The 8,934-nt window shown below is 55.4% G+C and carries 7 protein-coding genes; 5 read left to right on the forward strand and 2 right to left on the reverse strand.

What is annotated here, in order from left to right:
• Positions 1–1,065: 1,065 nt before the first annotated feature.
• Positions 1,066–1,722 (reverse strand): histidinol-phosphatase, encoded by a 657-nt coding sequence (locus tag INT20_RS17660; protein ID WP_193057425.1) that lies wholly within the window; start codon positions 1,720–1,722, stop codon positions 1,066–1,068.
• A 199-nt stretch (positions 1,723–1,921) separates the two neighbouring features.
• Here INT20_RS17660 and INT20_RS17665 point away from each other — a divergent pair, with 199 nt between their 5' ends.
• Together INT20_RS17665 and ptsP are read left to right on the forward strand one after the other, a co-directional pair.
• Positions 1,922–2,416, forward strand: a complete 495-nt coding sequence (locus tag INT20_RS17665) for an RNA pyrophosphohydrolase (protein ID WP_172116181.1) — start codon at positions 1,922–1,924, stop codon at positions 2,414–2,416.
• Between the two features lie 83 nt (positions 2,417–2,499).
• Positions 2,500–4,761 (forward strand): phosphoenolpyruvate--protein phosphotransferase, encoded by a 2,262-nt coding sequence (ptsP, locus tag INT20_RS17670; RefSeq protein ID WP_193057429.1) that lies wholly within the window; start codon positions 2,500–2,502, stop codon positions 4,759–4,761.
• A 10-nt stretch (positions 4,762–4,771) separates the two neighbouring features.
• Here the strand turns inward: ptsP and INT20_RS17675 are convergent, their stop codons facing one another.
• Positions 4,772–5,533, reverse strand: a complete 762-nt coding sequence (locus tag INT20_RS17675; RefSeq protein WP_193057426.1) for an NRDE family protein — start codon at positions 5,531–5,533, stop codon at positions 4,772–4,774.
• Positions 5,534–5,673: 140 nt separating this feature from the next.
• Here INT20_RS17675 and INT20_RS17680 point away from each other — a divergent pair, with 140 nt between their 5' ends.
• The 3 genes from INT20_RS17680 (at position 5,674) to lgt (ending at position 8,665) form a co-directional block, all read left to right on the forward strand.
• Positions 5,674–6,849, forward strand: coding sequence for a response regulator (locus tag INT20_RS17680; RefSeq protein ID WP_193057427.1), 1,176 nt, complete (start codon positions 5,674–5,676; stop codon positions 6,847–6,849).
• Positions 6,846–7,643: a sulfite exporter TauE/SafE family protein gene (locus INT20_RS17685; protein ID WP_193057428.1), complete on the forward strand. Its 798-nt coding sequence runs from the start codon at positions 6,846–6,848 to the stop codon at positions 7,641–7,643. The genes INT20_RS17680 and INT20_RS17685 overlap by 4 nt, the downstream gene beginning before the upstream one ends.
• 233 nt (positions 7,644–7,876) lie before the next feature.
• Positions 7,877–8,665 carry a prolipoprotein diacylglyceryl transferase gene (lgt, locus tag INT20_RS17690; protein WP_172116185.1) on the forward strand — a complete coding sequence of 263 codons (789 nt, stop codon included), beginning with the start codon at positions 7,877–7,879 and terminating at the stop codon, positions 8,663–8,665.
• Positions 8,666–8,934 lie beyond the last annotated feature (269 nt).

Genomic DNA, 8,934 nt, shown 5'->3' on the forward strand with positions numbered 1-8,934 from the left:
GTTGTCCAACCCACCTATCAGTATGGCGCACAGACGCCGGAGTAGGGTGAGGAGGAGTCCATCCCATTGGGTAAGCGAAGCGCACCCGCGGGAGCAGCGCGCAGCGGTGCCGGGGTTGATTCTGTGCCTTTAGGCGTCGTACCGCCGCCATTCGTGGGTGCCTTGCCGTTCGTTCCTCACGGCGCGTTACCACGCGCTACGACGTGTGCAACCATCTGTTAGGTGATTCTCGTAGCGCGTGGTAAGCGCAGCGCACCCGCGGGAGCAGCGCGCAGCGTTGCCGGGGTTGAATGCGGTGGCACATCCGGGCGTCGTACCGCCGCCATTCGCGGGTGCCTTGCCGTTCGTTCCTCACGGCGCGTTACCACGCGCTACGATGTGTGTAGTCATCTGGGGGATCCTTGTAGCGCGTGGTAAGCGCAGCGCACCCGCGGGAGCAGCGCGTAGCGGTGCCGGGGTTGGTTATGTGCCTTTAGGCGTCGTACCGCCGCCATTCGCGGGTGCCTTGCCGTTCGTTCCTCACGGCGCGTTACCACGCGCTACGATGTGTGCAGCCATCTGAGGGGATTCTTGTAGCGCGTGGTAAGCGCAGCGCACCCGCGGGAGCAGCGCGCAGCGTTGCCGGGGTTGAAATGCGGTGGCACAGCCGGGGCGTCGTACCGCCGCCATTCGCGGGTGCCTTGCCGTTCGTTCCTCACGGCGCGTTACCGCGCGCTACGATATGTGCAGCCATCTGGGGGATTCTTGTAGCGCGTGGTAAGCGAAGCGCACCCGCAGCGGCGGCCCGGCGCGGAAGCAGCGCGCAGCGGTGCCGGGGTTGAAATGCGGTGGCACAGCTGGGCGTCGTACCGCCGCCATTCGCGGGTGCCTTGCCGTTCGTTCCTCACGGCGCGTTACCACGCGCTACGATGTGTACAGCCATATGAGGGGATTCTTGTAGCGCGTGGTAAGCGCAGCGCACCCGCGGGAGCAGCGCGCAGCGGTGCCGGGGTTGATTATGTGCCTTTAGGCGTCGTACCGTCGCCATCCGTGCGCAGCCACCTGACGGTGATTCACGTTAAAGCGCTAATCACGAAGGCTCATGATTCGCCATTGGCGCTGTTCGGCTACCTGGCGAAGGGTGTCGTCCGGGTCAACGGCTACCGGATGATCAACCTCTTCAAGCAGTGGCAGGTCATTATGTGAGTCGCTGTAGAACCAGGCGCCGTCCAGCGTAAAATCCTTGTCTTCTAACCATTCATGCAAACGAGTAATTTTGCCTTCCCGGTAACTGGGGATGCCGGAGACGCGCCCGGTATAGCGACCATTCTCCATTTCCGGATTAACCGCGATCAAATAATCAACGCCCAAGCGCTCAGCAATGGGTGCGGTAATAAAATGGTTGGTCGCGGTCACAATAAGCAGCGTGTCGCCCCGGGTGCGGTGCCGCGCCAATAACTCTTCGGCCTTGGAAAGAATATGCGGTTCTATCTTGCTGGCCATAAATTGCTGATGCCAAGCCGCTAACTGTTCGGGCGTGTTATCCGCTAACGGCTTAAGCGCCACTTCCAGAAACGCCGCCATATCCAGCGTGCCCGCCTTGTAATCGGCCATAAAACGCTCATTGGCTTCGCGATAGGCGACGGGGTCTACGGCGCCTTGCTCGAGCAAAAACTCACCCCATGCATGATCGCTGTCGATGGATATCAGCGTATTATCCAGATCGAAAATAGCCAGGCTCACGGCGCTCCCCTTATGGTCGATTATCGTTTGAAAGTTATAGGTATGAACGGCAAAACAAAGGGGCGGATTATCGCAGAGTCCTTGGTTCTTTCCCACCCGGGCCGCGCACGCGTTCACGACTTGGCGTTATATTGTATTGATACGCTTGTCACCCTTGTGGAAAAATGGGGATAACTGAAAATTTAATAAGGTGATGTCCGTGATCGACGCTGACGGCTTTCGCCCCAATGTTGGCATTATCATTGCCAACAGCCAGGGGCAGCTGCTTTGGGCGCGTCGTGTAGGACAGAATGCGTGGCAGTTTCCCCAGGGAGGCATTAACGCAAGCGAAACACCGCAACAGGCTCTTTTTCGTGAGCTTTTTGAGGAAATCGGCCTAACCGCCGATGATGTTGATATTATCGCCTGTACCCGGGGATGGCTGCGCTACCGTCTACCACGACGCATGATTCGTACCCATTCACGGCCAGTGTGTATTGGCCAAAAACAGAAATGGTATTTGCTTAGAATTCGCTGTCAGGAAAATCGAATTTGTATGACGGCAACGCCCAAACCTGAATTCGATGGTTGGCGGTGGGTGAGCTATTGGTACCCACTCGGGCAAGTGGTACCGTTCAAACGAGAGGTGTATCGGCGCGCGCTAAGAGAGCTTTCTCCCCGCGTTCAGCGCTTGGCACAAGATGATGAAAAATAACGTGCTCCACGGCTCTGGATGAGCGGTGAAAGTCTGTCGAAAAGATCCTCAGCGAGGCAAACAATGTGAAAAGTAAAACGTCCATGCTTGAGGTATTGCGTCGTGTTATTCAGGAAGTAAACGGTGCACGCAACCTGGACGCCGCGCTGTCGACGATGGTGCGTCGTATCCGCAAGGCCATGCAGACCGATGTGTGCTCATTCTACCTTTATGATAAAGAGCTTGAATCGCTCGTTTTAATGGAAACGATTGGTCTGCGTACTCAAGCGGTAGGGCGCGTTGTGCTACCGTTAGGGGAAGGGTTGGTGGGCCAAGTGGCCAAGCGCAGCGAGCCCTTGAACCTGGAAGATGCACGGCTTCACCCTCATTTTCGCTATTTTGAATCGACCGGTGAAGAACGCTATTCCAGTTTTCTAGGCGTGCCGATTATTCACCAGCGCCATATGCTGGGTGTGCTGGTTGTTCAGCAGGCTGAAAAACGCCGCTATGATGATCAAGATGAAGCCTTCCTGGTCACCATGGCCGCTCAGTTGGCAGGCGTGCTGGCTCATGCGCTGGCAACGGGTAACCTTGCGCGGCCTGCCTTACCGGGCGGGCAGACCATGTTTAAAGGGGTCGCAGCGTCGCCCGGTGTTGCCATGGGCGAGGTGGTCGTTATTACGCCACCGGCTGACCTTAATAGCGTTCCAGACCTTATTCCCAATAATGAAGCGTATGAAATTGCGCGTTTAAAAGAGGCGATCGGTAAAACTCGCGATGAAATTCGTGCAGCGGCCGAGCGTCTAGTCAACCGAATCTCCTCCCAGGAGCTGGCGCTTTTTGATGTTTACCAGCAGATGTTGGGTGAAGCAGCCCTTTCTGAAGAGGTTGAAAAGCGTATTCGTGAAGGGCAGTGGGCGCCGGGTGCGCTTGCCGATGTAGTGCGACGCCACGTTCAATATCTGGAGCGGGTAGATGACGATTATCTCCGCGAGCGCGCTGCGGATATTCGTGATTTAGGCCGCCGGGTATTGGCCCATTTGCAAGAGGGAGCGCCCTCAACGCCTGAAACCTACCCCGATAACGCCATTTTAGTGGGCGATGAAATTAGTGTCGCCATGTTGGGTGAAGTGCCGCGAGAGAAGCTCAAAGGGTTGGTTTCTGTGCGAGGTTCAGGTACATCGCACGTTGCCATTGTCGCCCGTGCTATGGGGATCCCCACGGTGCTGGGCATGATGGATTTACCCTTGCCACGCTTAAGTGGCGCACCGGTTGTGTTGGACGGTCACCGTGGGCGGCTGTTTGTTCGTCCATCGGCTGAGCTGACGTCGCGCTATGAAAGCTTAATTGCGGATGAACAAGCGTTAAGCGAGCTTCTGGAGCATGAGCAGGACCTGCCCAGTACGACCCCGGATGGCCATGAAATGCCGCTGATGGTCAATACGGGGCTGGCGGTAGATGCCACCACACTGCTCAAAAGCCGTATTGCGGGTGTTGGGCTTTATCGTACGGAAGTGCCGTTTATGATTACGGAGCGCTTCCCTGGCGAACAAGAGCAGATGCGCATGTATCGCGAGCAGCTGGAAGGGTTTGCGCCCTTGCCCGTGGTGATGCGTACGCTGGATATTGGGGGCGATAAAGACCTGCCTTACTTCCCCATTGAAGAGGCCAATCCTTTTCTAGGCTGGCGCGGGATGCGGGTAACGCTGGATCATCCAGAAGTGCTCATGGTGCAGCTGCGTGCCATGCTGAAGGCTTCTCATGGGTTAAACAACCTCTCTGTGCTTTTCCCGATGATTACCAATGTCGAGGAAGTGGATGAGGCGCTGCGACTATTGGACCGCGCGATTATTGAACTGGGGGAAGAGGACATCATCATAAAGCGTCCCAAAGTGGGCGTGATGATTGAGGTGCCAGCGACTATTTATCAAATGGATGCGCTGGCAAAGCGGGTCGACTTTTTCTCTGTGGGCAGTAACGATCTCACCCAGTATTTGCTGGCGGTTGACCGTAACAATGCACGGGTTTCCAGTCTTTATGATGCAATGCATCCGGCACTTTTAGGCGCCCTGCAGGAACTTTCCCAGGATGCCAAGCGGCTTAATAAACCCATTTCGTTATGCGGCGAATTAGCCGGTGACCCCGCGGGTGCGCTGTTATTAATGGCCATGGGGTTTAACACGCTTTCAATGAACGCCCCCAGTTTACCCAAAGTGCGTGCGGCCATTCGGCGCGTGACACTTCATGATGCCAAAGCACTGCTGGCTGAGATCATGGGCCTGGACACGCCTTTCCAGGTACACGAGCATCTCAATAAGCGCATGGACGAGTGGCAGCTTTCGCACCTGTTACCTCCACGCGATTAACGCTGCTGCCTCACGATATGGCCAGGGTCGTTTCGCCTTTGAAACGACCCATGGGCCCAAAGCGTTGCTCGGTGATGTTTATATGGCCTTGGTGATCAAGCGTTAACCAGCTTGTGGCGCGAGTGCCGTAAGTCTCGCCCAGAATAAACGCGGCAGAAAGCCTTCGCTCTAGCGCAAGCTCAACCCCTGTCTTGGGTAGCTGGGCGTCCGGCGCTCGTTGAGTGTTATGCAGCGCTTGGCCCAACGGAGAGCGCCAGTTATCCGGCGAGCTTTGCGCTAGTGCTTCTCGCACGCTTTGCACTTTTGGCCAAGGAGTGTTCAATTCCGCATTGGAAAGGCCATGCACGCCGGGCGGCACATCGCTGAGCGTAATGCCGTGCTGGCCATGATGGAGATACCAAAGCCGGTCTGTGGTGGCGACTAACAAATTAAACCCTGCGTAGCGGTGAGCTTTATGGTGAGCAAGGTCGGTTAGCCACTGCTCAATATTGCTGCACTGGAGCGCATTGGCGACAAGTTCGCCCCGGCTGGGTGCATCGAGAGGTGTCGTCACCGCAAGGTCGCGTACATTGGTAAGCGCCGCGACTCTACCGCCTCGTGTGGCAGCAAGCCATGAGCCGCCTGCTTCAAGGTCACGCCCGCCTAAAAGGGAGGGGGCGTCATCCCAATAGCCTAAAGGCGCCGTTGGCCGGACATGAAGTTCATCACGATTACCTGCCAAGCGTAAGGGCAGCGCTGTGCCAGGTTGCCAGGCGAATGCCATCAAGCACATAGTGAGTCCTCAGCGTTGGTCATTATCAACAAGCTCAGCATGACAGCTTAAGGGCATCGTCGTACACTTGTGCGAGTAACGTAACACTCATCACCTCATCGGGGTGAATTGTCTCTAGCCAATCAGGAAGGCGCGAACGCATGCAACGCAATCGCGAAGAGCATTTCTGGAACGCCATCATTTGGCCTATTCTCTGGCCAATATTGCTTATCCAGGCAGCGTTAATCGTGCTGTGCATGCTGGTTGGACTCGCCGTTTGGTGGATGTCGCCTACACAGGCGCCATGGAGCACCACCTTGTGGATGGCGCTTGCACTGCTATTGGGCAGTTCCATGAATGTATCCGCCTTTCTGATGCTGGTTAAAGTACGCACAAAACAGGAAGAGGCCTATTTTATACAGGAACTGGACGAGCTTGAACGGCATAGTGAGTCGCTGCGGTTTAGTGTCTTGAAAATGTTGCCTGACAAAAAGCACACCCTGCCTGAAATCAGCAGGGCGCCTGTTCGACCGCTGAGACGCCTGGCCCAAATGAATGAAATGTTTTCAGGGCTTGGGCGCTATATTGAAAGCGCTCAGCGATCACGCCACCCCACCGAGCAAGTAAAAGAAGATCAGGCACTGCTGGATGATATTCACCATCAACAGCAGCAGTTAAAGCGACTTGCTGCCGGGCGTGACCGGGCTCGAGAAGAGTCACGTTTAAAATCAGGTTACTTAACACTGCTTCAGCGTGAAACTGATGACTTGAATGAGCATTTAGGACGCATCCTGGAAAGTGACGAATGTTCGCAGTGTCGCCATCAGGTCGTGGATATCCGTGAGCACTTGGCGGATGTGCGCACGTTGCTGACCAATCTGGTTTATCAAAGTGTTAATGAAGATGACGTGACACCTGCCAATACAGTATCAAACCACGTTTTACGCGTGCTTGTGGTTGATGATGGTCCGGTTAACCTGATGCTGGCGCGGCAAATGCTGGAAGTTCACGAGTTAGAGGTCGAGGGCGTAAGCAGTGGCGAGCAAGCGCTTGAGCGCCAACAATCTACCTCGTTTGATTTAGTCTTTATGGATATTTTTATGCCTACTCTTGATGGCTTGGAAACCACCCGGCGCTGGCGGGCTTATGAACAGGCAAGCGGAAAGCGCCCTAGCATCCTGATTGCGCTAACGGCCAATGCGGACAACGCAGGCATTGCCGAATGCAAAAAAGCAGGCATGAATGACTTGCTCACCAAGCCTTATCAACCTGAAAAATTACTGGGAATGATTTCCAAATGGCTGCCCGATAGCCCACACAAGGCACCTGGCCAATGAGTGTGATGACTATCTTGTTGGGTTACTTAGCCTTGGGCGCGGCGGCAGGTACGATGGCGGGGCTTTTTGGTGTCGGTGGCGGGCTTATTATCGTTCCGGTACTGGTTTTTGCATTTGGCCTGCAAAACATACCGCCTGAGATCACCATGCATCTTGCCGTAGGCACGTCGTTGGCCACTATTGTCATCACCGGGGCCTCCTCTGCGTTGGGGCATTTTCGTCAAGGAAGTGTTTATCGCCCCTGGTTTTTAGCGCTACTCCCGGGTTTGATGGTGGGCGCCATTGGCGGCGTGTTTATTGCGGGGAGTCTCTCGGGCGGCGTATTGGGCACGCTCTTTGGCATCTTTGTTCTGCTGTTAGCAACCAAGATGGTTTTTGGTCTATCGCCCAAGCCTGGCTCTATTGCCCCAGGCAAATTTGCGATGGTCGTGGCCGGCGGTATAGTAGGCGCCATATCCGCTTTATTTGGCATCGGCGGCGGCGCAATGACGGTACCATGGTTGTCTCGGTGTGGAGCTACCATGACACAAGCCGTAGGTACCTCTGCTGCATGCGGGCTGCCTATCGCATTAGTGGGTGCCATTACCTTTATGGTAATGGGGTGGGGGCATCCGCTGTTGCCTAACTGGGCTACCGGGTTTGTGATGTGGCCTGCTTTTTTCGGCATTGTCGTCACCAGCGTACCGTTTGCGCGTGTTGGCGTTCGCCTGGCCCATGTGTTACCTGCGCATGTATTAAGGTTGTGTTTTGCGCTGCTGTTGGCTGTGGTCGGTCTACGCTTCGTTTTGGCTTAATTAGGGTTTGTACGAAAAGTCGCTGAGCGAAGGCCAGGCAAGGCAAAAATCAGCGAAAAAACGGACCGAGCTCGCGTACGAGTTTACATGTGTAAATGAGTATTTTGATCGGACTCGCGCACGAGCTGATTTTTAACGCCGCATGGCCGAGCGCAAGCAGTTTTCGTGCAAAGCCTAGTGTAGTAATGGTCTAAGTGACTTTCTTCCTCTTCCTCCGTAATTAGAGTATTTCAATGATGAATTACCCAGCAATTGACCCTGTGGTGTTCTCCCTTGGGCCGCTTCAAGTGCATTGGTACGGCCTTATGTATGTCGTGGGGTTTATCGCCGCGTGGTGGTTGGGCTGTCGGCGAGCTTCTCGGATAGGGCTTACTAAAGACGATATTGGTGACCTGATCTTCTACTGTGCAATAGGTGTGGTCGCTGGTGGACGGCTGGGGTATGCACTTTTTTACGGCTTAGGACAGTGGTCGGCTGACCCTCTATGGATCTTCCGTGTGTGGGACGGCGGCATGAGCTTTCATGGCGGATTGCTCGGTGTGCTGTTGGCAGCCTGGTGGTTTGCACGCCGCAAGCAGCTTGCCTTTTTTACCCTGACGGATTTTATTGCCCCACTGGTACCCATTGGCTTGGGCGCTGGTCGAGTAGGCAACTTTATTAACCATGAGCTTCCCGGACGAGTAACATCGTTGCCGTGGGGAATGCCGTTCCCCGGGATGGGGCCAGAGCCACGCCATCCCTCAGCGCTTTACGAAGCCCTGCTTGAGGGGTTGGTGCTGTTTGTGATTTTGTGGTGGGTATCTGCCAAGCCCCGCGCGCGAGGGTTCATTTCAGGGCTGTTTTTACTCGGCTACGGCGCATTCCGCTTCCTGGTGGAATTTGTCCGCATGCCCGACGCGCATATTGGCTATCTTGCATTCGGATGGGTCACCATGGGAATGTTGCTGACGGTGCCCATGATCGCACTAGGATTAGTCCTTATGGCATGGTCACGCTCGCAACCGGTGGATGCCAAGGTTTAAACGTTAGTAGTGAAGTAAGTGCCAAAGCAACGACGCGTTACACCCGAAGAATCAAAAGGTTAGATGGATTTGTAGCGCGTGGTAAGCGCAGCGCACCCGCGAGAGCGCCGCGCAGCGGTGCAGGGGTAAGGGTGCAAGGGTAAAGGAGGTGCCAAGGCGAATGAGGTGCCCATGGGCGTCGTTCCGCCGCCTCCCGCGGGTGCCTTGCCGTTCGTTCCTCACGGCGCGTTACCACGCGCTACATCTGAATAATCAAAGCGTTAGGTGAA

The sequence above is a fragment of the Halomonas citrativorans genome (genome assembly GCF_014898005.1).
Taxonomy (GTDB): Bacteria; Pseudomonadota; Gammaproteobacteria; order Pseudomonadales; family Halomonadaceae; genus Vreelandella; species Vreelandella citrativorans.

Bases quoted from the DNA above. Each gene is read 5' to 3' on its own strand.
- ptsP (WP_193057429.1), top strand. From the start codon at position 2,500: ATGCTTGAGGTATTGCGTCGTGTTATTCAGGAAGTAAACGGTGCACGC.
- INT20_RS17675 (WP_193057426.1), bottom strand. From the start codon at position 5,533: ATGTGCTTGATGGCATTCGCCTGGCAACCTGGCACAGCGCTGCCCTTA.
- INT20_RS17680 (WP_193057427.1), top strand. From the start codon at position 5,674: ATGCAACGCAATCGCGAAGAGCATTTCTGGAACGCCATCATTTGGCCT.
- INT20_RS17685 (WP_193057428.1), top strand. From the start codon at position 6,846: ATGAGTGTGATGACTATCTTGTTGGGTTACTTAGCCTTGGGCGCGGCG.
- lgt (WP_172116185.1), top strand. From the start codon at position 7,877: ATGATGAATTACCCAGCAATTGACCCTGTGGTGTTCTCCCTTGGGCCG.